This window comes from Leuconostoc mesenteroides subsp. mesenteroides ATCC 8293, from assembly GCF_000014445.1.
Classification (GTDB): domain Bacteria; phylum Bacillota; class Bacilli; order Lactobacillales; family Lactobacillaceae; genus Leuconostoc; species Leuconostoc mesenteroides.
Genome location: NC_008531.1, coordinates 210,719 through 233,903, shown reverse-complemented (window position 1 = coordinate 233,903; position 23,185 = coordinate 210,719). Strand labels below are relative to the sequence as shown.

The following is a 23,185-nucleotide window of genomic DNA, read 5'->3' as shown; positions in this document are numbered from 1 at the left end:
TGAGTAATTTGTCTAATGATTAAATACGATCTGTTTTTAAAACATGGGTTTGCATGTGCCCAACTGTTTTACGACGACGTGCTTCACGATATAAATAATTAAATTTAGCACGTGCCAGTGCCGTTTGCGCTTGTATGAGCCGTAAATTTACTTGTCCATCAAGTAATGCTGCTTCAGAGTTTCTTGCCGTATCCCAGTCAATTTTTGCTTTATCAATTTGAAATACAAGTGCTCTATCATACTCTTTGCGCAATCCAGTTTTTTTCTTGCCAAATATCATAATTTTGTCCGTCCTTGTACTGCTTTAATGAGTGTTAGTTCATCAGCATAATCAATATCAGATCCAACAGCTAAACCATGTGCTAAACGGGTAACTGCGATACCAGCCGGTTTCAGTAAACGTGCTAAATACATAGCAGTAGCTTCTCCTTCAGCATTCGCGTTAGTGCCGACAATTACTTCTTTAATTTCTTCATGCTCAGACAAACGTCGAATCAAACTTGGTAAATTAATATCCTCTGGTCCTGTTCCTGCACTAGGAGAAATAACACCATTTAAAACATGATATAGGCCGTGATAATCTCGCGTATTCTCCATCGCCATTACATCACGTGAATTTTCGACAACAAAAACAGTTGACTGATCACGTGATTGATCGCGACAAATAACGCATGGATCGGTATCAGTTGCAGTAATATTACCACAAATAGAGCAGAAAGTTAAATCAGTTTTTGCGGAAATCAATGCCTTAGAAAAATCCTGCACATCTTCTTCATTCATACCTAATGTATAAAAAGCTAACCTTGTGGCCGTTTTGGGACCAATGCCAGGTAACTTCGTGTAACTATCTATTAATTTAGCGATAGGTTCAGGGTATTGCATATTTTCAAAATGCCTCACGCGCACTGCGTTAAACATATTTCCTTCCTATATTAATCAGTCAACGATATTCACGAGATCCTCGCCGAATAATTCTTTAGCCTCACTAACAATTTTTAACTCCTTATTGCTTGATTCTTGCGGAGTTTTTGTAGGAATCGCTGATAAATTGGCAGCTTTCACTCGAGGCACATCTTCTAATTGAATTTGAGGTGTTTCGCCAGTTTTTAATTTATTCACATACGATGCACGATCAGAGGTCCATTCGTCTTGTGAAATAAACACTAGTTCGCTTGGTAAATTCTGTGATTGTAGTTGCTGCACCAAGTGGTTTTGTAATGTAGCATCGTGTAGCGCCTGTTCTAATAACACAGGATAATCAAAAGCCAAGACTACAGCCTGTTCACTTGCTGCAACGGGTTCGGCTATGGTCAGCATTGCCTGTTGCGTAACATTAAATTGTCGCAATAAGTCGGACCAAGCGTTTTTAACTCGTGCTAAGGCATCACGTTTCGCAGCAATTAAGACTGCAAATACTGCATTTTGTCCAGTACGCACTAACAAATCCTCGTATTCAGCATTCTCTACAGCAGGCACTTCTACGGGTGTTTTTTCTATTGCTGGTTCAACAACTTGTTCCTCATGAACTTCTGTATTTTTTGACGCTTTAACAATATCATCAATATTTTGAGGTTTTTCTTTAATCACATTGGAGGATTGTTTTGCGGGTACAGTTTGTTCGGGTTCTGGCATAGACAGTTTAACAGTGAGTAGCTCCAAATATACATCACTCTGCATAGTCTGTAACAACTGTTTTTGAATATCATCCAAAGTGACCATCATTTGCTGAATACGGGAAGTACCCAACTTGATTGTTAAGGCCTTCAAATCAGCCAATGGTGCCGTCGTTTTAATTAAATTTGGGGCAACTTCCGCTAACATCACATCACGCAACACACCTAACAAATCTGCTACAAAACGTACTGCATCTTTTCCTTCTAACAATATATCGTGTAGTGTCTGAAGGGCAGATTCTGTATCGTAATTACTTACTTGCTGCAAATAGGTCACTAACTGTGATGCTGTTGTGGATCCGGTAACTTGCAAAGCATTTTCAAGCGTTACATGATCAGCGCCAAAAGCTAACACTTGGTCCAAAATTGACAAAGCGTCACGCATCCCACCTTCTGCAACATTTGCAATAATATGGAGCGCATCATCGTCAAACGAGATGCCCTCTTTTTGCAGAATTTCAGCCATCCTAGCTTGAATAGTGTCATTATCAATGCGTTTAAATTCAAATCTCTGCGTCCGAGATAAAATAGTTGCTGGTATTTTTTGTGGCTCCGTCGTTGCTAAAATAAACTTAACGTTAGCTGGCGGTTCTTCTAATGTTTTCAATAGTGCATTAAAAGCGCCCGAGGATAACATGTGAACCTCGTCAATAATATAAATTTTATATTCAGATTCTATTGGCGCATAATTTGCCCCGTCTCGAATGTTTCGAATTTCGTCAACACCGTTATTTGAGGCAGCGTCTATTTCAATAATATCAGGAATTTGTGAATCATCAGTTTCCGGCGCTATACCATTAACTTCACGTGCAAAAATTTTAGCAGCTGATGTCTTACCAGTTCCACGAGGACCACTAAATAGATACGCATGTCCTGTTTGTTGCGTCGCTATTGCATTTTTTAGCGTCTGTGTAATGATTTTTTGACCAACCATGTCATCAAAAGAACGTGGTCGATAGACGCGATACAATGCTTGATATGCCAATTTCATCACCTCCATATATCATTGGTAAACATGTTTGGTGCTACTTGTCGGCTATATGTTTTATATCATATTGGGGTTCTTAGTTTGCATAAAACCACCGATTTATAACATTTGTTTTTATAAAAAAAGACCGCTAAGCGGCCACTTATGTACACAAGCACAACATCGAACAACCTTAGGGCTGCTACATTCCTGTCCTGACCCGGTTCGAGAGCCGACATTTGCCTGCTTTTATATTATATCTAATTTTGTGACTTTAAGCAAATACAGATACAAATTTCGTTGCCAATTTTTCTTGCCACTTAAAATAAGTCAGATAAGTTTTAGGAATTAGGTATTCATTAACTGCCGCAAAATCATCAACCAATGAAACAATCCAACTTTCCCGATACTTTGGTAAGGCAATTGTTGCACCAAACATGTGTTTTACAATAATATCAGCTTCTTTATCGCTGATATTTGTAATTTTACGCGCATTTTTCAACGCAATACGTGGATGAACATAAGCATGTGATCCCTCGTCAAACTTTGTTACGCGCCAATCATAGTAAAACAAATCATGAAGTAAACCTGCTCGTGCAGTTGCCACTTCATCAGCACCAATCTTCTTTGCGATTAAATATGATTGGTATGATACAGAAATTGAATGAGTTAAACGGTTAGAAAAATGATGTTGTGTATAGAGTGCCAGTTGTTGCACTTCTTCATGCTGTAACAAATCATCAATAATATTTATATAGTCCTTATCAGTACGCCATGCGTTCGGATTTTGCATTCATTTGCCTCTTTTATTTTCTACATGCTATTATAAACTTTTTTTATGTTAAATAGCAATTATTTACTTTGCAATTGCTTTACGAATTTTACGTTTCGCACGGATGTTGCTAAAGAAACGCTGCAATAATAGACCAGATTCTTCACCACGTATGCCTTCGTACACTTTAACCATATGATTCAACCGATTATCCTCTAATAGAGAATATAGGGAGCGCGTAGCACCACCTTTAGGGTCATTAGCACCATAATAAACAACCGGAATGCGTGCATTAATAATTGCGCCAGCACACATGATGCAAGGTTCTAACGTCACAAATAATGCTGTGTTTTCTAACCGCCAAGACTTAAGCTTTGTATTGGCAGACTCGATTGCTAGTAATTCTGCATGGGCAGTGGCTAACTGATCCGCCTCCCGATGATTGTGCGCACACGCAATCATCTGGTTTTCATAAACTATAACAGCACCAATTGGCACTTCACCTTCACTTTGAGCAATTTTAGCTTCGTTCAACGCCTCTTGCATGAAATAATCAATTTGTTCGTCACTAAATGCTGGTATTTGTGCCATAAGTGCTCTCCAAAATGTAATATCCCTTGTTTTTATGAATCACCTTAGCATTACCAAAAGCAAGTGACATATTTTTTTGAGCCGAAGGTGCGCCTTGCTTCTTTTGCAACACCGCAATTAGCTTTCCGCCATCTTGTAAATAGTTAGCTGCTTCTTGAAGCATTGCAGTCACAACTTGCTTTCCAGCGCGAATTGGTGGATTAACCAAAATCAGTGCATATTTATCACTAATACTTGCGTAAACATCCGACTTAAAAATATTCACTCGTTGAGCAACACCGTTTTGTTGGGCATTTTTGCGTGCTAAATCTAACGCTCTTTCATTAACATCAACCATATCTACATGACGCTGATATGCTTTTGCCACAGTAAGACCTACAGGACCATAGCCTGTTCCTAAATCCAGTACCTTCCCAATAGGTATACTTGTTTTTTCTAAAGCATCCAACATTGTTCTTGTCCCAAAATCAACGGTAGATTTTGAAAACACGCCACTATCCGTTGTAAAATGCAATTCATGCCCTAGCAAGTCAAAATCAAAATTTTGATAATGATGTTCTGCGTTGGGATTAGCTGTAAAATACTGTTCTCCAGAAATGTTCTTTTCTGTCATTGTACTAGCTCCTTTAGATTAAAATAATAGCTGCCTATAATATGTATTATGTACAAAAAAAGAAGTACAAAAGTACTCCTTTTTTTATGTTGAGAAAGATTACTTCACAGTAACTGAAGCACCAGTTGCTTCCAAAGATTCCTTCAATGCGTTGGCATCGTCTTCACTCAAGCCTTCTTTAACAACTGAAGGTGCGTTGTCAACTAAGTCTTTAGCTTCCTTCAAGCCCAAGCCAGTTGCTTCACGAACTGCCTTGATAACCTTAACCTTAGCAGTACCTGCTGAAGTCAATTCTACGTCAAATTCTGACTTTGCTGCGGCAGCACCGTCAGCAGCACCAGCAGCTGCTACTGGAGCTGCTGCTGAAACGTTAAATTCTTCTTCGATAGCTGAAACCAAGTCAGCCAAGTCCAAGATCGTTGCATCCTTCAATGATGCGATGATCGCGTCTTTATCAAAAGCCATGATCTAAATCCTCCAAATGATTTTTTATGTTTTTTAGTTAAATATTATTCAGCATCCGTTGATGCTTCTGCAGCAGGAGCTGCAGATTCCTCTTCCAACTTGTCTTGCACTGCCTTAACAGCATATGCAAATGAACGAATTGAGAATTGGAATTCTGCCATCAATTGACCAAGCAAACCTTCACGTGAAGGCAATGATGCATACTTGTTAATGTCATCGATATTAGCGATAGTGCCGTCAACGACACCACCCTTGATTTCCAAGGCTTCGTTTTCATCAGCAAACTTTTTCAAGATACGTGCTGGTGCAACTGCATCATCGTTTGAAAAGGCAACTGCTGATGGTCCGGCAAAAATGTCGTTCAATTCAGCGTAACCAGCTTTCTCAGCAGCACGTGTCAAAACTTTGTTCTTGATAACTTCAAGAACAACACCTTCTTCACGCAATTGATGACGTAATTCAGTAGATTGAGCAACTGTCAATCCACGAGGATCAACAACAACGGCAGAAGCAGCTGCCTTAAATTGGTCAGCAATTTCTTCAACTTTTTGTGCTTTAACTGCAATAGCTTTTTCACTCATAATGATATATCTCCTTTCTTTAAATTTATTTTGCAAAAGAAATCCCGTGCGCTAGAAGACACACGGGAAAAGTTTTTTTAAACTTCCTCGGCAGGATATTAAGATGCAAGCATCACCTGAGTCTTAGGCAAAATGGATTCAATTACTTAATAAATTTTACCAAACGAAGTTGATAATGTCAAATTACAATGTATTAATATCCAACGTTACGGCTGGACCAAATGTTGATGAAATTGACACGTGTTGTACATAAGTACCCTTAACAGCAGCAGGACGAGCCTTAAGAACTGTTTCGGCGATTGACTTAATGTTTTCAGCCAACTTACCTTCTTCAAATGATACACGACCAACAGGAACTGCGACGTTTCCGTCACGATCTGTACGGTATGTTACTTGTCCGCCCTTGGCATCTGAAACAGCCTTAGTAACGTCCATTGTAACTGTGCCAGTCTTAGGGTTTGGCATCAATCCCTTAGGACCCAATGCACGACCTACGCGACCGACTTGAGCCATCATATCAGGTGTAGCAACAGCTACATCAAAGTCTAACCATCCACCTTGGATACGTTGTACCAAATCAGCAGCACCGACAACATCGGCACCAGCAGCTTCGGCTTCTTTAGCCTTATCGCCTTGCGCGAAGACAACGACTGTCTTATCTTTACCTGTTCCGTTTGGCAACACAACAGCACCACGCAATTGTTGGTCTGCTTGACGTGTGTCAACGTTCAACTTGAAAACTACTTCAACAGAAGCATCGAACTTAGCAAAGTCAATTTCTTTTACCAATGAAACAGCATCGTTTAAAGCATAAGCTTTTTCAGCTTCTACCTTTGCAACTGCTGCTACATAATTTTTACCATGCTTTTGAGTCATTATTCTGCGTCCTCCTTGATTGCTGTACCTTCAACAGTCAAGTCAACACCGTCAACAGTTACACCCATTGAGCGTGCTGTACCTTCGATCATACGCATAGCGTTTGTAATATCGTTAGCATTCAAGTCAGACATCTTGTTTTCCGCAATAGCACGGATTTGGTCAAGAGTAACGTTTCCAGCCTTCTTTGTGTTAGGTTCACCTGAACCCTTACCAACAATCTTACGTAATTGATCAGCTGCAGGTGGTGTCTTTGTGACGAATTCGAATGAACGGTCATCAAAAACAGAGATTTCAACTGGAATAATTGATCCAGCTTGGTCTGCAGTACGCGCATTAAATTCTTTAGTGAATTGCGCAATGTTAATACCAGCTTGTCCCAATGCGGGTCCAACTGGTGGTGCCGGCGTTGCTTTAGCGGCGGCAATTTGTAGCTTAACTACATTTACAACTTTTTTAGCCACGATATTTTCCTCCTCGTGTTGTGGTGAAACACAGCTTTAGTGCTGCTCCCACGCATGTCAATGACATACCATAACATCATAACAGAAAACGACCAAAAACTCAATGCTTTTAGTCGTCTTTTCTAATTATAAAGAATCTAACGTTGTATCAACATCTGAAAAGTCTAGTTCTGTTGGTGTTTCACGTCCAAACACTGCTACAGTAGCTTCCAAAGTTTGCTTTTCTTGATCAATAGAGGTTACTACGCCTTCCATACCAGAAAACGGTCCAGAGATAATCTTAACTGTTTGTCCTACTGCAACATCCAAATCAACTTGCTCACGTGTAACCATACCCATACGCTTCATAAGCAAATCGACTTCTTCAGGAAGCAAAGAATTTGGCTTTGATCCGGCACCATGGGAGCCTAAGAAACCAGTAACACCTGGTGTGTTACGGACAACATACCACGCCTCGTCTGTCATATTATCTTCATATGGCGTCGCCATTTCTACTAATACATAACCTGGAAAGTCGTTTTCAACAGTTTGCTTAGCTTCACCGTCTTGGATGGTTGTAACTTCTTGTTCGGGAACCAAGATACGGAATATTTGCTCTGACATTCCCATTGTTTGTGTACGTGATTCTAGGTTAGCCTTAACCTTGTGCTCATACCCTGAATATGTATGCACAACGAACCATGATTTTTCAATTTCTTCAGACATTGTTTACCCCTTTTCAAAATAAAAAAGAACCCATCAGAGTCCTTGGTATCAGTAATTATTAGTATATCAAAAAAAAAACTATTTCGCCAGTAAGAAGTTAAATCCTTGTTGCAATAGCCAATCTACGCCACCTAAGAACAACGCAAAAATAATCGATACAGTAATAACTGTAATTGTTTCCTTAGATGTCTGTTCACCTGTTAACCAAGTGACATTTTTCATTTCCTGTGCAACGTTTTTAAAATAGTTAATCATTTTGAATCCCTTATTTTGTTTGTTGATGTAATGTATGCTTGCCACAGTGTTGACAAAACTTACTTACTGACAAACGTTCTGTTCGATCTTTTGATAATGTTACTGTGTAATTGCGTGATCCACAAACTGTGCACGCTAATGATACTTTGTGACTAGCCATCGGACAGCCTCCATATTCTTCTAGTATCATACCATTGATACTATTTTTTTTCTACCCCATATAAAATGAGGTCCAACAATTGTTGAATTCTTTCACGCATTGTTATTTGTTCACCCAGTGAATGAAATTCACCAAACAGTGGCGATAAGCTAGTAATGTAAAATGAGCTAGCTATTTGTGCATCAACATTATCACGCAACTGTATACTTTCAAAAAATTGTGCAATTGGACCGACGTAATCCCGTCCAAAAATCATGCCCAGTTTACTTCGATGCGTTGCTGATAATGAATCAAAACTGTCATGTATTAATCTAAATACATCACGTGGATGCCGAAGTACAATAACCTGTGTTAAATCAACCAGTTGATCGATTGGTTCAGCATACGTTTGTGATAAAATACTTTGCATATCCGTATAGGTCGACTCGCCAACACGTGAAATTACTTCAACAAATAATGACTCCTTATCACCAAAATGATGATACAAAGCGGGTTGGCTAATGTTTACTTTCTTTGCTATATCTCGCGTTGTTGTTTGCTCAAAACCCTTTGATAAAAAGATTGTTGTCGCCGCTTCAATAATCTGTTGACGACGATGTTCATTTTGTGAAATTACTTGTACCATGAACTTCTCCATTGCAGGGCTAAAGTATTTATTAATAAATTTTTTAAATAAATCTAAGTGGAAATGCTACTAATACTAAATTCTATTAGTTAAACTTCCCTATCTTTTCTTCTCCAAGTGACACAAATGAGTAACTCAATTTTTTATTTTGTGCAAAATCTTCAAACCCGTAGTCAATCAACATATCAACTAGCTTGGCGTTGTTAATATCAGAATAATCCCACAAACGTTTAAATAACGACATATTCGTGAACCCTGGTAACGTGTTTGGTTCACCTAAGTAGGGAACATTATTTTCATCTAACAAAAAATCCATTCGCGCTTCGCCACGTAAATTCAATACTTTATAAGCATCTAAAGCCATTTGTTTAACTTCTTTTGTTACTTCTGGGGATAACTGAGCAGGAATTTCAAAGTGAACAGCGGAATTATCAACGAACTTATTATTATAATCATACCAACCGTCCCCACTACCCTGATTTGGCACTGTATGTGCGCCAATCTCAGAGACAAGCGGCTGATCGTTACCAATCACACCAACTTCCAACTCTCGGGCACCATTGACTGCTTCTTCTATCAAAACTTTATAATCATATTGGAATGAATCTGATAATGCTTCAGTATATTCTTCGGCATTGGTTACACGTGAAATTCCCACTGAAGATCCTTGATTAGCAGCTTTAACAAACACAATGTTGCCTAATTCAGCCACAATCTTATCCCACGACCAATTGTTTGCTGACTCAGGGTCCACCACAATGTATTTAGTATTGCGAATACCATTTACCGTCAATAGTTCTTTAGTCAAAGCTTTGTCAAAGCTTACCGCATGGCCACGTAACGGTGCCCCCACATATGGTTTATCTAATAGTTTAAATAAACCTTGCAGTGTACCATCTTCTCCTAAGTTACCATGAACTACAGGGAAGAAAATATCAAAGTCACCCGCACTCTTTAAAGCATGAATGCGCGCCAATGGATCACTAGCATCGACAGTTTTCATGAAGGCGTCCACAATGGGCTGTTCATCTTCTAACGCAAGTATTTTCTTAGAACTTTCCGTATCTAAAAAGAAACCATTTTGGGCAATTGCAAAAACAATAATTTCATATTTACCAGTTGCTTCGATTGCATTATAGAAATTTTGCGCTGAACGCTTTGATACGTCGTGCTCAGAGGAATTACCTCCAAAAATAAGCGCTACTCTTTTTTTAGTCATCTTTCCGTCCTCACCTTGTATGTGCAATAAACATTTTAAATTATTATGCTAAATAGTTTTTTGTAACGCTCACATAATCAAATACCGCCTCTGGTACTTCATTTTTTCCACGTAGCAAAATTTCATGGAAAAACTGTGATCGGTTATACAATTGTTGCCATTGTTGTTGTGTCTTTGGTGGCGTTTGGGTCACTAAATCTTTTCGCCACATTTTTAAAGTTAATAATAGATAATCTGCATACAACTCATGTTGCTTGGAGATATGGGTAATCACTTCTACCAAACGTTCTGTTTCGCCAAAAGTCAACGGCTGTGATAATTCATGATAACCAGCGAGAACCGCACCCAGAACAAATACCTTATCAGCCCTTACTAAATCAGGCATTAAGAAGATCTCTGCGACAGCGTTTCCAATATGCGTAAAAGCATGCGCCCAACCATTTTCATCAATAAAGCCACGTCCATCACGTTCCAAAGCGGCATATAATGCAACTTGATCGATAACATGATTTAATTGCGTCTCAGACATAAAAGGTGTCTTTATACGGTTTGAAAATAATAACAAAGATAAAACTAACACACTAAAGGAACGACGATAAATGGCGTCATTCTGTGGTTCTAAGATATGAGCGAATAATTGCTCATCCGAAACAAGATAATCTGTTAGCCAACGCAATTGCTCCTCTGACAGCAAATCATTTTGAATCATATCACTTAAGAAAAAGAATGCTCCCGTATCTCGATACTTTGGCAACGGACTAGCTAACTGTTCAACAATCAACGCCAAATCTGTGTCCTTCACTTGAAAGTCAAAATCTTCCGTCGCTGTTTCTGATTCGGTCATTTGATCTGCCCGTTGCGTATAGTTCTGCATACGTTTTAATGCAAATTCACCATCAACAGGCAACGACACAGTTGTTAAAGATTGCGGGGGCATTTTATGTAGTGATTCCTTCATTAATTCTCCTAATGATTGGAACACATCCCCATTACGCACCTTTTGACGCAATGTTATAAATTCTTTTTTTAATTCATCTAATTCTATCATCAAATAAAAAAACCTGTCGTTTCTGTAAACGTGCTATTTTGACGCTGGTAACCTATAGAAAGAATCAATCCTACACCAATCATGTTTCCTAACAATGAGGAACCACCTTGTGAAACAAACGGTAATGGAATACCTGTCAGTGGTAATAATCCAATACTCATACCAATGTTTTCAAAGACGTGAAACAATACCATCATTACAACACCAGTGGCAATGTAGGCATAAAAGGCACTTTGTGCTCTAAAAGTGGCACGAATTAATAAATAAATTAAACCGAAATATAACGCTATTAGGAACGCACCACCTATAAAGCCAAAACTTTCCCCAATAACAGAAAAAATCATGTCTGATTCGCGCACAGGTACATACACCTTAAGACTTCCCCATCCATTGCCTGTTAATTGACCAGAACCTATAGCTTTTAAACTTTGATAAGTTTGATATCCATTCCCTGACGTATCATTTGCGGGGTTTAACCATGTATCAATACGAGAAAATTGATAAGATTGGAATCCCAACTTGCTCAATATAGTCCGACCAGCTGAAGAAATAACCAAAGTTAACAACGTTGTGCCCACGGTCGCACCCAAAATAATTACCGGAGCAAGGATTCGCCAGGTTACCCCAGAAACCAGTGCAACACCACCAAAAATAGCAACGAAAACCAATAAAGTTCCCAAATCATTTTGCAAAGCAATTAATGCCGCAACAGGTATAAAACAAACCGCCATTTTACCTAACAACAACCAGTCTGTTGATAGTGCATGATTCGGATAATTTCTATTATGCTGCGCAACCACACGGCTCAGCATCAAAATGAACGCCGGTTTAACAACTTCAGAAGGTTGGAATGATAAGGGGCCAATTACAAACCATGATCTAGCACCCGTAGAATCATACATTGCTCGATTATAAAATATTAGCACTGCTACTAACAAAAAGATGCCTAATCCATAGGTAATAGGTGCTAATTTCCACAATTGTGATCCGTCAAACCTGACTAAAAAAACAATTAATAATACGCCTATAAACCAGAATATGCCCTGGTTCATCACTACTTTTACAGCACTTAAGGTTGTCGCACCCTGCATATGTGTCGCTGCTTCATATAATGAACTCAAGCCGATAATCATAAATAGCAACAAAGCTAGAATGATTCCCCAATCAAGCTCTGATCCAGATGTTCGTCTTGAAGTTTGTCGTGTCTGTTGCATAGCATCTCCAGTATATAAAACGGCACACTGAAAGAAAAAAATATCAATTCAATTTTTGTTAAGCCGCTTTATTTCTTTAAAAAAATTATGTACAAAGCACGTCATGATTAGTCACAACGTGCCTTATTTTTAGTGATTTAGATTAAAGCTTGCCAAGATAGCTTGCAAGGCTTCGGCTTCGTCTTTGGCTTGATTAATAATCGCTTGTTGACCAAAAAATCCAACAAAACCACGATCAGCTTTTTCAATGTATCCAATTTGTTTCTTATCAACTAAAACTTGTGTTTGTTGGTCATTTACAATTAATTCAACGTCAAAGTTCTGATTTTTTCTTCTCATTATAATCCTCGGCGCCCTGATTTCATGTGTTCAAGTAGGGCTCCTGCTCCTTTAGCAACATTATCTAGCGGTGAATCTGATACTACCACCGGTACTTCCAGTGCATCTGAAAGCAATTGATCCATGCCATGCAGTAATGCGCCACCACCAGTCAGCATGATACCACGGTCAATAATGTCAGATGCTAATTCAGGTGGTAATTTAGCCAAAACGGAATGTGCAGCACGAACAATTTGTTGCAACGTATCATGTAATGAATCTTCAACTTCGTTTGAGTTGATCGTTACAGTTTTAGGCATACCCTCAAAATTATCACGGCCACGCACTTCCATTGTTAATGGTTCATCAGCCTGCAGCGCAGAACCGATTTGAATTTTGATTGTTTCCGCAGTACGCTCACCAACAATTAAATTGTGACGGCGCTTTAAGAAGTTAACAATATCAAAATTCATTTTGTCACCGGCAATTCGAATGGACTCAGAAACAACAATGTCTCCTAATGATAATACGGCAATATCAGAGGTACCACCACCCATGTCAATCACCATTGAACCAATTGGCTTGAAAATATCCAGTCCTGCACCAACTGCAGCAACTTTAGGTTCATACTCAAGATAAACCTTTGCCCCACCTGCTTTTTCAGCAGCCTGTATAATCGCTTTACGTTCAATCTCTGTGATATTAGTAGGTGCGCAAATCATAATGTTAGGCTTCGACATGAATCCTTTAACGTTAAGTTTGTCAACAAAATAGGTTAGCATTGCTTCTGTGACATCAAAATCCGAAATAACACCATCTTTAAGTGGTCGCACCGCACGAATATTACCTGGTGTGCGTCCTACCATACGATAAGCTTCTGATCCCACAGCCAAAACTCGATCTGTTTTATCATCAACCGCAACAACTGACGGTTCGTTTAGTACAATACCTTTTCCTTCTACGTAAATGAGAACATTGGCTGTTCCTAAATCAATTCCAATATCTTTTGCCATTTCATGTCTCCGAGACTTTAACTTTTATTAATGTTAATTATTTTCATATACAATCTATTAAATTATAACATATTGTAAAGACCTTTTTACGCTTGATTCTCATACAAGTGGGATGCTCACCTAAAAATATCTTTAATAATTTAAAAAAGCTAATTTCCCAATATTGTGCTTGGTATTTGAATAACCCAATTTGTTGCTGAAACAAAAAAGCTAGCCAAAAGATATCCCCCTATGATGGAGAGTACCACTTTCAAAAAAGCTGCTTGACGCGGTGTATATGGCATAAATCTGGCAAAGTTTATTGGTTTAATTAGCCAAAAGAAAAAATAAATACATACAAGATTAAGACTTAATATAAAGATTGTGCTCATTTAAATTGCCTTTCTCAACATGGTTTGGAACAAAATTTTTATCTTTTTTCATAACGAAAATTGTTATCAGATAGATAACATAGCCCACCACACCCCCAGCTGTGTTTACAGCAAGATCATTCATATCAAAGATACGATTTGAAAGATAAAAGAATGTGCTAGTTCCCTGAATGATTTCAATAGTTAACGTTGTTAAAAATATTCTTGGCACAATACGAAGCAATCCCCGCCATTTTGGAAATAAGAACGGAGCTATAAACCCTAACGGCAGCAGTAACATAAAATTACCAGTCAGCTGGTACCAGCTGAGGGCAACATTATCTGCATTAAACAGCGATAAATGGACGAATGAGTACTGACCAAAACCGCCATATCCTTTTATCACTGCCAAATATGTTGCAAATGATGGCCATTTATAAAAGGTTAGTGTAAAAGCAGCAACCAACGTTGCATATACCGAGAGAATAGCCCGCCCCAGTAGACCCCGCCATGAAAAGCTTTTATTGCGCAGTGACTTTAATGTGTGACGTAACAAAATATACACACACAATAATGAAACTATTGTTGTTGCGTGAACACTTTGAGCGATATATTGTTGATTGTTTAAGTATACGATATGCATACATTAATATTATATCAGCTAGGCTAAATGAACGTTATATGATTTGCTAATTGATTACTTTAAATTAAAAACGCCATCATGATGTCAATAAAGTTCCCATTTGATACATCCATCACATTGACTTTTTGTGATAAAAGGATTAGTATTATCTCATCAAGTCTTTGGAGGTTATTATAATTATGAAATACACAGTTGTTGGTGCCGGTGCAATGGGTCTTCGTTACGGCATTTTGCTTCAGGAAAATGCCGGTGTCCCCGTTGATTTTGTCGAACCAACGCAAGCAAGCCTCGATAAGATTCACGAACAAGGTGATAAAGTTTGGAAATCCCGTGATCACAAAGACCGTCACGAAATTAAAATTAACATTTTTTCTCCTGAAGAATATGAAGGTAGCCCTGATGTTTGGATTTTCTTCATGAAGCAAATGCAACTCCAAGATACCTTGGATCGTCTTTCACCAAAATTCAAACCTGGACAGACTGCCCTCGGTGCAATGAACGGCATGGGTCATATTGAAAAGTTGCAAAAATATTTTGATGATGAACACATTATTGGTGGTACAGCAATGATCGCCACCGTCTTAAATGATTACGGCGACGTTGATTTCATGGGCGGAGAAAGTATGGGTAGCTCTGTTTATGCTAATCTAACCGAAAAACCATCAACGGTTATGGATAAGATCCAAGAAGATTTCAAGGCAGCGCACTTAAACCCCTCTTATACGGAAAACTTTATGGGTACACTATTGACTAAAGTATTTTTCAACGCAGTTGAAAATTCCATCGCCACAATGTTTCAGTCACGAATGGGTCAGCTAATGGCCTACGATAACTTCCTTGAAGGTATTGCTCGCCCATTAATTAATGAAGCTTACGATGCTGCTGAGGCAGCAGGCATTACACTAATTGAAACACGCGATGAAATGGTCAAGCAGGTTGATTATGTTTCAAATATTGGTAACCCGCTTCATTTCCCATCAATGTATCAGGATTTTGTCAAGGGACGCCCAACTGAAGTGGACTATATTAACGGTTGGATTGCAGACTTGGCTGATAAAAACGGTGTTAATGCACCTAACCAACATTTAGTAACAAATTTTGTACATCTAGCTGAATCGATGCGTAAGTTCACTCCACCCGTAAACAAATTAGCCCCAGATTATAAAGGCAACTAATTTTCCATCGTTGGAAGATAAAGATTGTGCATTGCAGAAATGATAGTATTGTAATTTCTATAGCGAATCCCTTATACTAGAAGGAGTTAAAAAAACTCTTTCTGGAGATCAGTACAATGATTATTTCCGTAAAAAATAAGCAATTGCGTTATGCGATTATCTGCTTTATATCTGCCCTTATTATTAGTGTTTTTGTCAAAATAAAGTTTATATTTCCAACCATCATTGATAATAGCATTCATTCATTCATGGCAGGCATTCAAACTGGTCTAAATGATATCTTGATGACTGTATTTTCCTTTCTAGGTTCACCCATCCTTGATGTCATTTATGTGTTGATTCTAGCGGCCATCTTACTACTTGCTAATTTGCGTATTCCAGCCATTTGGGCGGTTACCACAATTATTCTAGGAAATATTTTCAATACCATTATTCGACTTAGCGTCGATAGGAGCCGTCCGGTTGGTCATTTACTCAGCGACCAAGGGTCCTCATTCCCTAGCAGTCATGTGTTTGGTATATTTTCAGTCATATTCATCCTTTCCTTGCTTGTTATTCCTAACATCGAATCGCCACGAAAACAGTTCTTAATTTCTTGGGCAATAACTGTTATTGGCGTAATGACTTTAATGTCACGAATATACTTTAACGCACATTACTTAAGCGATACAATAGCTGCTGTCTTGTTTGCATACGCTTGGATTATATTTGCTGGGAAGTTGTACCCAGTATTAGCAAAACTTCTTACATCACTATCCTTCTTCTCACATGATGAAGTTTAAATAAAAAAGAATCGCAATTGCGATTCTTTTTTAGTCTAATCCAATATTATAATCATCATCATTCATTGCTTCAACTTCACCCAATAAATAACCATTTCCAACACCTGAGAAGAAGTCATGATTTGCTGTAGAAGTTGAAATACCATTCATAACAACCGGGTTAACATCTTCAGCCCCGTCAGGGAACATTGGCTCTTGGCCTAAGTTCATCAAAGCTTTATTAGCATTATACCGTAAAAATGTGAGCACTTGTTCAGTCCAACCTAAGTCATCATATAACTCGTGTGTATATTTCTCTTCATTTTCGTACAATTCATATAACAGATCATACATCCAGCTTTGTAGTTCTGTACGTTCTTCAGCCGAAATTTTATTAAACCCAATTTGGAACTTATAGCCAATGTACGTACCGTGAACCGATTCATCACGAATAATTAGTTTAATAATCTCCGCCACATTTAACATTTTATTATGCCCCAAGAAATACAATGGTGTGTAAAAACCTGAGTAGAATAAGAAAGTTTCTAAGAAAACCGAAGCAATTTTTTTCTGTAACGCTGAACCATTATGGTAAATATCGTTAATTCTATTCGCCTTATATTGTAAAAACTCGTTAGAATCTGCCCATTCAAAAATCTTTTCAATCTCAACTTTTTCATTTAGTGTTTCGAAAATTGATGAATATGACTTGGCATGAACTGATTCCATGAATTGAATATTATTCAATACCGCTTCTTCTTTTTGATTCGTGGCATCTAACTTTAATTGCGCCATACCATCTTGTGATTGTAACGTATCCAAAGTTGTTAAGCCGCCAAAGACCAAGTTCATTGTTTGGCGTTCTTGTTCGGACATGTTACCACGCCAAGTACGTAAATCATTTGAAATAGGAATTCGCGTGTCTAGCCAAAACTGTTGTGTTAACTTTTCCCATGTCGCCTTATCTAATTCATCTTCAATGTTATTCCAGTTAATCGCTGTGTATGAACCGTTGTTTATATGTGCCATTGTCATTCTCCAAAATAAGGTTTTATCTTATTATATATCTTTTCTGCATCAAACTTGCTACCTCGCAATTCATAGGCTGCAATCATTGGAACATCAAAGTTTTTTCCATAGCGAATCGCTGTCAAGTTAAATTGGATGTTGAAGTTTCGGTTTCCTGAACCAACCACACCTTTTAAGTATCGCGCATTATTACCAAATGCAATATAATCGCCCAAGGCATTTGTAAAAATTTCTTTAACTTCCGGTCCTGTTCCAGTACCGCCTGTTAGATAAGTCGGCACGAAAGCAACATAGGGTTGTGTTTCATTTGCATATTCTGTTTCATCACCAATTAAACGCGCGGAAAATCCATCACCATTAGATTCAGCAACAGCTGCTAACTTTTCAATAAACGCTTTTGTATTACCTTCAGTAGAGGCATAAAGAATATTTATAGTTGTCATTCATTCCTTCATTTCATAGCTAAGCGCTCTTTTACATTAAATTGAGCAACTTTCACATTCATTAACACCTGATTCTTGGTTGTCATCTGTGAACGTACGGACATAATAAAGCGATTTTATCCCCTTGTTAAAGGCATAGTTACGCAAAATGGTCAAATCGCGCGTCGTCATTTTATTTGTACGATTATTTTTCCATTCGTACAAATGTTCAGGCAATGTAGAACGCATAAATAATGTCAACGCCATTCCTTGATCAATATGTTCTTGTGCAGCAGCATATACATCGATTACTCTACGCATATCTGTATCGTACGCTGAAACATAATATGGCATTGTTTCATTGCTTAATCCCGGTGCTGGATAGTAAACCTTACCAATCATACCTTCTTGACGTTCTTCAATTTTGTTAACAATTGGCAACAAAGAGGCCGTTGCATCGTTAACATAAGAAATAGAACCTGTTGGCGCGATTGCATGACGATAGGCATTATACATACCGTATTTTGCTACGTCTTCTTTTAACTGTGCCCAGTCTTGTTCTGTTGGCACATCAAAACCAGCAAAGGCTTTTGCCACTTTTTCGGTTTTTGGCGTCCAATTCTTTTCAACGTACTTGTCAAAGTATGTTCCATCCGCATAACCCGATTGATCAAACTGATAAAACGTTTCATGCCGTTCTTTTGCAATGCCCATTGAAGATTTAATAGAATAATAATTCAGCATCATGAAAAATGTTGATGTAAAGTCTAATGCTTCTTCATCTCCATAGTACATCTTATTTTGTGCAAAATATGCTGCTAGTCCCATAGCACCCAAGCCGATGGCATGTTTTTCTTTGTTACCTAAATCGATTGAAGGAACAACATCCAAATTAGACGAATCGGATACAAAGGTTAGTGCCCGGACCATTGTATCCACAGATCCACCGAAATCATTCGTGTTCATCATGTTTACGATATTAATCGACCCTAAGTTACAACTAATATCCGAACCTAATTTTGTATAATGTTGTTCATTGTCAATTTCGGACGGCGTTTGTACTTGTAATATCTCTGAACACAGGTTAGAAGATACAATCTTACCAGGAACTGGATTAGTTCGATTAGCTGTATCAATATTAATGATATACGGGTAACCCGATTCTTGTTGTAACTTAGATATTTCTTCTTCAAGGGATCGCGCGTCGATACGTTGCTTGCGGATTTTATCGTTAGCGACCATGTTGTCATATTCGGCAGTGATATCAACGTAATTAAACGGTTGTTGATAAACCTTCTCAACATCGTCTGGGCTAAACAAGTACATTGTCTCATTTTGCTTGACTAAATCATAAAATTTATCTGGGACAGTCAACCCAAGAGATAATGTTTTTACTCGTATCTTTTCGTCAGCGTTTTCCTTCTTAGTTGATAAGAAAGATAAAATATCAGGGTGAAAAACTGATAAATAAACGACGCCGGCTCCTTGACGAGCACCAACTTGTGATGAAAATGTAAACGAGTCCTCTAACAATTTCATAATTGGCACTACACCACCGGCAGCATTATCGATACCCATGACTGGTGCACCAGCCTCACGCACATTTGAAAGATTGATACCAACGCCACCACCCATTTTGGATAGTTGCAACGCTGAATTGATGGTCCGCCCAATTGAGTTCATATCATCTGAAGTCTGAATAATAAAGCATGATACCAATTCTCCGCGTCGAGCTCGGCCCGCGTTTAAGAAAGATGGTGTCGCTGGTTGATAGCGTTGATGTATCATTTCATCAGCCAAACGCAGTGCCAAATTCTCATTCCCATCTGCATAATATAAAGCATTCATGGCAACACGATCTTCATATGTTTCAATATAATATGCACCATCATTAGTTTTAAGCGCATATTGATTATAGAACTTGAAGGCCGCCATAAAGGATTTAAACTTAAAATGTTCACCCGCTAAATATGTATATAACTTTTCAATGAATGTTATGTTGTATTTTTGAATAAATTCACGTTCCAAGAAGCGATGATCAAACATCCAATCCAGACGTTCTTGCAAGGAATCAAAATGCATCACATTAGGCAAAACATTCTCATCCAAAAAAGCGTTCAATGCCTCTTGATCTTTATCAAGCTGAATTTCATTGTTCTTTGGAATATTTACTTGATTGTTTAAATCAAAATATGTTACGTTTTCTAAATCTAACTCTTTTAATGACATCAGTTTATTGTCCTTTGGTTTTGAATGTGATCGATTGCCGTGTTGACACTTTATATTTTGAACTACCTTTGATTGACAACAAACTTCTGCAATTTATCAACACTCTTACTAGAAAAAATGTAATAAAAAACACCGCTAAGCTTTGCACCGCACGATGTTAACGAAAATCAAGCAGAAATTTTCTTTAGCACATCAGGACGGAATCCGGAAAATGCTGGTAGGCCTTCCACCGCCACAACCGGTGTTTGGCGATGACCATTAGCCTTCAATTCCTCAACAAATTGTGTTTCCTCTTCAATGTTAATTTCTTTAAAAGGTATACCTTGCGCTTCTAAAAACTTTTTGGTCATCTTGCATTGCACACAATTGTATTTTGTATATACTGTAACTTTTTCCATGATACCGACCTCTTTTATATTTATTTCCTCTGTTTTGAATCTAATAACTACTGACTTTAAGTTTACCCTTTTTAATTAATTCTTCAAGCCCTAATTTTGTCTCAGCGAACGCATGTTCTTATGAATTGAATAACCTATTTAAAAAAGGCTGCTAGAAAATAAAAGGACAATAAAAAGGAAAGAATCCTATTATATCAAGGATTTCCATTGATGCATGCATGTTGTTTAGATTTCTATAATACCATACTTTTTTTATAAATCATATTGAATTGCTCGCAAGAACCATATGTTTGTTCCCTTCCCATTAACTTCATAGAAACGTCTAATGCTGACAATAGTCACCCTTAAGAAAGTTATAAAATCCAACGTCCTCATACGATCTTTGTTATAATGTGTATTAGTTATAATATGAAAAGAGGTTTACGAATTTGGATTCTGGTCCGTCTATGATCATCAATTTTTTCATTATTTTGGTGGTCCTTTTACTAGCTATTTTGTTTACTTTAACAGAATATTCATTAGTAAAAGTACGTTTAAGTGCATTAAAGGCATTGCAAGAAACTCGTGAAAAGCCTTCACGTAACATTAGCAATGCTATTTATATGACAACACATTTAACTGAATATCTTTCAACTGCACAAGTCGGAATTACGTTAACAAGTTTGATTTTAGGTTGGATTGGTGAAGAAACCGTTGCTGAAATCATACTTGGATCTGGGATTATCCCAGCTGAATATGCTCACGCGGTAGCTTCTGTCGCCGCTATGATCATTTTCACGATTGTCCACGCTGTATTTACCGACTTAGTACCGAAGAACATTGCAATTGAGTCACCGGTCAAGGTGTTACTCTTTATTGTACGTCCTGTACGATTCTTCCATATTGCTTTGTTTCCTTTGATTTGGACATTAGATCACTTGTCAAACGGTATTACCCATTTACTTGGCTTCCGGACAGACGGTGAAGAGGACATTTATTCTCAAACCGAAATTTTGTCGTTGTCTAAGAATGCAGCAGCAGCTGGTGAACTAGATGAAGAAGACCTTACTTTCATGCAACGTGCGTTTGAAATGAATGATAAAGTCGCTGTGGACATAATGATCGATCGTACATCCATGACCATCATCGATGTTACGGCCTCAATTGCGGATGGACTCAACTTATACTTACAAGAACGATATTCACGTTTTCCCGTTGTAGCAGATAACGATAAAGATAAAGTTTTGGGCTATGTTTTCAATTATGATTTAGTACGACAAGCACGTATTAAGTCATCTGATCCAGTTTCCAAAATTATGCGTGATATTCCAGCTGTTCCAGAAAATATGGATTTACATGATGTCATGGATGAAATGATTATAAAGCGTTCTCCTATTGCAATTGTTGTTGATGAATATGGTGGTACTTCTGGACTAATTACTGACAAAGATATTTATGAAGAACTGTTTGGTACCGTACGTGATGAAATTGATGATGTTTCTGATGACTATATCGAAAAGCTCGGAGATCACCGTTTTAAGATCTCAGGTAAGATGACATTATACGATTTTGAACGTTACTTTAATCGCAATATCAAAGAACTTGAAAATGACGATGCAGTTACCTTAACTGGATATGTCTTGAATCATGACCCCGAATTCCGTGCCGGAGACACTATGAAAGTCGCCAACTTTGAGTTGACAGCATTGGATTATGATAATGCTTATATTTCTCAATTCATTGTCAAAGAATTGCCTTTACCAAAAGATGATTTAAATCAAAATGGTATTTTCGACGAGGATGAAGCAGCCTCAGAAAAAAATTCTGAAGATGAAGTTGCTGCCAATTAATCAAAGATGTATTCCTTCGGGAATGCATCTTTTTCATTCTGCTACCAAAACACTTGTGGTAAAATGGAAATAGTTATCTTCAGGAGGAAACTTATGACAGTCAACATCTACATGGTACGCCATGGCGAAACCTATTTTAATCTTTTGCATCGTTTCCAAGGCTGGTCCGATGCACCCTTAACAGAAAAAGGGATTCAAGACGGTTATGCAGCCGGTACTCGACTGGCCAACGTACACTTCGATGGTGCTTATTCATCTGGCTTAACACGAACTATCCACACATCACAATATATCTTAGCCAACAATAAATCTGATTCACCCAATCAAGCTATCCAATTACCAGACTTCCGTGAAGAAAACTTTGGCTATTTTGAAGGTGTACACACTGGCTTAGCCTTAACAACTCTTGGTGCTTATAAAAATGATACCTTCTCAGATTTTTCCGATGTTATCGCTAAATATGGTATGCCTGCAGCAATGGATTTGATTCGTGAAGGCGACCCTTTCAAAATTGCAGAGGACTATCAACAGTTTATAAACCGTATACAACACGGTTTTGACGATATTCTTTCTCGTCATCAAGATGGAGATAATGTACTAATTGTCTCTCATGGTACAGCTATTCGTGCTATTGTTGATTATTTTGGCTATCATGATTTTGCCAAGATTAGTGTTAAAAATGGTGCTGTTACGCAACTTGAATTAGCTGCTGACCATGCTAAAATTACTAACTTTAACGATGATTCAACTATATTTAATTCATAATTTATTGACAATAAAAAAGCGAGCT

29 protein-coding genes, 1 other RNA gene and 1 other annotated feature are annotated in these 23,185 nt (G+C 38.0%); of the genes, 4 read left to right on the top strand and 26 right to left on the bottom strand.

Features of this window, described 5'->3' with window-relative positions; all coding sequences use genetic code 11:
- Positions 1–19: 19 nt before the first annotated feature.
- From LEUM_RS01340 to LEUM_RS01250, 22 genes are all read right to left on the bottom strand, one after another.
- The gene (locus LEUM_RS01340; protein ID WP_011679170.1) at positions 20–280 is read right to left on the bottom strand and encodes a YaaL family protein; all 261 of its coding nucleotides are present in this window, start codon (positions 278–280) and stop codon (positions 20–22) included.
- Positions 277–882 carry a recombination mediator RecR gene (gene recR / locus LEUM_RS01335; RefSeq protein ID WP_010280652.1) on the bottom strand — a complete coding sequence of 202 codons (606 nt, stop codon included), beginning with the start codon at positions 880–882 and terminating at the stop codon, positions 277–279. Before recR ends, LEUM_RS01340 begins: the two co-directional genes overlap by 4 nt.
- Positions 883–936: 54 nt before the next feature.
- Positions 937–2,664 (bottom strand): DNA polymerase III subunit gamma/tau, encoded by a 1,728-nt coding sequence (gene dnaX / locus LEUM_RS01330; protein WP_011679168.1) that lies wholly within the window; start codon positions 2,662–2,664, stop codon positions 937–939.
- Between the two features lie 140 nt (positions 2,665–2,804).
- An RNA gene (ffs, locus tag LEUM_RS10440) (signal recognition particle sRNA small type) lies at positions 2,805–2,891 on the bottom strand.
- Between the two features lie 23 nt (positions 2,892–2,914).
- On the bottom strand, positions 2,915–3,433 hold the full coding sequence (locus LEUM_RS01325) for an HD domain-containing protein (RefSeq protein WP_011679167.1): 519 nt from the start codon (positions 3,431–3,433) through the stop codon (positions 2,915–2,917).
- Positions 3,434–3,496: 63 nt separating this feature from the next.
- Positions 3,497–4,003 (bottom strand): tRNA adenosine(34) deaminase TadA, encoded by a 507-nt coding sequence (tadA, locus tag LEUM_RS01320; protein ID WP_011679166.1) that lies wholly within the window; start codon positions 4,001–4,003, stop codon positions 3,497–3,499.
- Entirely contained in the window at positions 3,981–4,616 is a 636-nt protein-coding gene (locus LEUM_RS01315; protein ID WP_011679165.1) for a class I SAM-dependent methyltransferase, read from the bottom strand. Before LEUM_RS01315 ends, tadA begins: the two co-directional genes overlap by 23 nt.
- A 99-nt stretch (positions 4,617–4,715) precedes the next feature.
- Positions 4,716–5,081, bottom strand: coding sequence for a 50S ribosomal protein L7/L12 (gene rplL, locus LEUM_RS01310; RefSeq protein ID WP_002815934.1), 366 nt, complete (start codon positions 5,079–5,081; stop codon positions 4,716–4,718).
- A gap of 44 nt (positions 5,082–5,125) precedes the next feature.
- On the bottom strand, positions 5,126–5,662 hold the full coding sequence (gene rplJ / locus LEUM_RS01305) for a 50S ribosomal protein L10 (protein ID WP_011679164.1): 537 nt from the start codon (positions 5,660–5,662) through the stop codon (positions 5,126–5,128).
- Between the two features lie 27 nt (positions 5,663–5,689).
- Positions 5,690–5,808: a sequence feature (ribosomal protein L10 leader region), on the bottom strand.
- A 37-nt stretch (positions 5,809–5,845) separates the two neighbouring features.
- A complete protein-coding gene (rplA, locus tag LEUM_RS01300) occupies positions 5,846–6,538 on the bottom strand; it encodes a 50S ribosomal protein L1 (RefSeq protein ID WP_002815939.1) in 693 nt (230 codons plus the stop codon).
- On the bottom strand, positions 6,538–7,002 hold the full coding sequence (gene rplK, locus LEUM_RS01295; protein WP_010280693.1) for a 50S ribosomal protein L11: 465 nt from the start codon (positions 7,000–7,002) through the stop codon (positions 6,538–6,540). The genes rplA and rplK overlap by 1 nt, the downstream gene beginning before the upstream one ends.
- 126 nt (positions 7,003–7,128) lie before the next feature.
- The gene (gene nusG / locus LEUM_RS01290; protein WP_002815941.1) at positions 7,129–7,707 is read right to left on the bottom strand and encodes a transcription termination/antitermination protein NusG; all 579 of its coding nucleotides are present in this window, start codon (positions 7,705–7,707) and stop codon (positions 7,129–7,131) included.
- A 78-nt stretch (positions 7,708–7,785) separates the two neighbouring features.
- A complete protein-coding gene (secE, locus tag LEUM_RS01285; RefSeq protein ID WP_010293347.1) occupies positions 7,786–7,962 on the bottom strand; it encodes a preprotein translocase subunit SecE in 177 nt (58 codons plus the stop codon).
- A gap of 10 nt (positions 7,963–7,972) precedes the next feature.
- The gene (rpmG, locus tag LEUM_RS10435; RefSeq protein ID WP_071951773.1) at positions 7,973–8,122 is read right to left on the bottom strand and encodes a 50S ribosomal protein L33; all 150 of its coding nucleotides are present in this window, start codon (positions 8,120–8,122) and stop codon (positions 7,973–7,975) included.
- 40 nt (positions 8,123–8,162) lie between these two features.
- On the bottom strand, positions 8,163–8,747 hold the full coding sequence (locus LEUM_RS01280; RefSeq protein WP_011679163.1) for a TetR/AcrR family transcriptional regulator: 585 nt from the start codon (positions 8,745–8,747) through the stop codon (positions 8,163–8,165).
- Positions 8,748–8,832: 85 nt separating this feature from the next.
- The gene (locus tag LEUM_RS01275; protein ID WP_011679162.1) at positions 8,833–9,966 is read right to left on the bottom strand and encodes a D-alanine--D-alanine ligase family protein; all 1,134 of its coding nucleotides are present in this window, start codon (positions 9,964–9,966) and stop codon (positions 8,833–8,835) included.
- A gap of 43 nt (positions 9,967–10,009) precedes the next feature.
- Positions 10,010–11,014 (bottom strand): DUF2785 domain-containing protein, encoded by a 1,005-nt coding sequence (locus tag LEUM_RS01270; RefSeq protein WP_011679161.1) that lies wholly within the window; start codon positions 11,012–11,014, stop codon positions 10,010–10,012.
- A complete protein-coding gene (locus LEUM_RS01265) occupies positions 11,014–12,228 on the bottom strand; it encodes an FtsW/RodA/SpoVE family cell cycle protein (protein WP_011679160.1) in 1,215 nt (404 codons plus the stop codon). Before LEUM_RS01265 ends, LEUM_RS01270 begins: the two co-directional genes overlap by 1 nt.
- 129 nt (positions 12,229–12,357) lie before the next feature.
- Positions 12,358–12,567, bottom strand: coding sequence for a DUF2969 family protein (locus LEUM_RS01260; RefSeq protein WP_002815947.1), 210 nt, complete (start codon positions 12,565–12,567; stop codon positions 12,358–12,360).
- The gene (gene mreB, locus LEUM_RS01255; RefSeq protein ID WP_002815948.1) at positions 12,567–13,559 is read right to left on the bottom strand and encodes a rod shape-determining protein; all 993 of its coding nucleotides are present in this window, start codon (positions 13,557–13,559) and stop codon (positions 12,567–12,569) included. The genes LEUM_RS01260 and mreB overlap by 1 nt, the downstream gene beginning before the upstream one ends.
- Before the next feature lie 149 nt (positions 13,560–13,708).
- The gene (locus tag LEUM_RS10430; RefSeq protein WP_010290833.1) at positions 13,709–13,930 is read right to left on the bottom strand and encodes a DUF1146 domain-containing protein; all 222 of its coding nucleotides are present in this window, start codon (positions 13,928–13,930) and stop codon (positions 13,709–13,711) included.
- Positions 13,902–14,552 (bottom strand): VanZ family protein, encoded by a 651-nt coding sequence (locus tag LEUM_RS01250; protein ID WP_010290835.1) that lies wholly within the window; start codon positions 14,550–14,552, stop codon positions 13,902–13,904. The genes LEUM_RS10430 and LEUM_RS01250 overlap by 29 nt, the downstream gene beginning before the upstream one ends.
- 179 nt (positions 14,553–14,731) lie before the next feature.
- Here LEUM_RS01250 and LEUM_RS01245 point away from each other — a divergent pair, with 179 nt between their 5' ends.
- The gene (locus LEUM_RS01245) at positions 14,732–15,727 is read left to right on the top strand and encodes a ketopantoate reductase family protein (protein WP_011679159.1); all 996 of its coding nucleotides are present in this window, start codon (positions 14,732–14,734) and stop codon (positions 15,725–15,727) included.
- Positions 15,728–15,843: 116 nt separating this feature from the next.
- Complete coding sequence (locus LEUM_RS01240; RefSeq protein ID WP_010290837.1) at positions 15,844–16,509, top strand: phosphatase PAP2 family protein; 666 nt, start codon at positions 15,844–15,846, stop codon at positions 16,507–16,509.
- Positions 16,510–16,539: 30 nt separating this feature from the next.
- Here LEUM_RS01240 and nrdF read toward each other — a convergent pair whose 3' ends face one another.
- From nrdF to nrdH, 4 genes are all read right to left on the bottom strand, one after another.
- Positions 16,540–17,517 (bottom strand): class 1b ribonucleoside-diphosphate reductase subunit beta, encoded by a 978-nt coding sequence (nrdF, locus tag LEUM_RS01235; protein ID WP_010290839.1) that lies wholly within the window; start codon positions 17,515–17,517, stop codon positions 16,540–16,542.
- A 2-nt stretch (positions 17,518–17,519) separates the two neighbouring features.
- A complete protein-coding gene (locus tag LEUM_RS01230) occupies positions 17,520–17,960 on the bottom strand; it encodes a class Ib ribonucleoside-diphosphate reductase assembly flavoprotein NrdI (protein WP_002815955.1) in 441 nt (146 codons plus the stop codon).
- Positions 17,961–17,996: 36 nt separating this feature from the next.
- Entirely contained in the window at positions 17,997–20,168 is a 2,172-nt protein-coding gene (gene nrdE, locus LEUM_RS01225) for a class 1b ribonucleoside-diphosphate reductase subunit alpha (RefSeq protein WP_011679158.1), read from the bottom strand.
- Positions 20,169–20,335: 167 nt separating this feature from the next.
- Positions 20,336–20,566, bottom strand: a complete 231-nt coding sequence (gene nrdH, locus LEUM_RS01220) for a glutaredoxin-like protein NrdH (protein WP_002815957.1) — start codon at positions 20,564–20,566, stop codon at positions 20,336–20,338.
- Positions 20,567–20,994: 428 nt separating this feature from the next.
- Here nrdH and LEUM_RS01215 point away from each other — a divergent pair, with 428 nt between their 5' ends.
- Complete coding sequence (locus LEUM_RS01215; RefSeq protein WP_011679157.1) at positions 20,995–22,395, top strand: hemolysin family protein; 1,401 nt, start codon at positions 20,995–20,997, stop codon at positions 22,393–22,395.
- Positions 22,396–22,488: 93 nt separating this feature from the next.
- Positions 22,489–23,160, top strand: coding sequence for a histidine phosphatase family protein (locus LEUM_RS01210; RefSeq protein WP_010287707.1), 672 nt, complete (start codon positions 22,489–22,491; stop codon positions 23,158–23,160).
- Positions 23,161–23,185 lie beyond the last annotated feature (25 nt).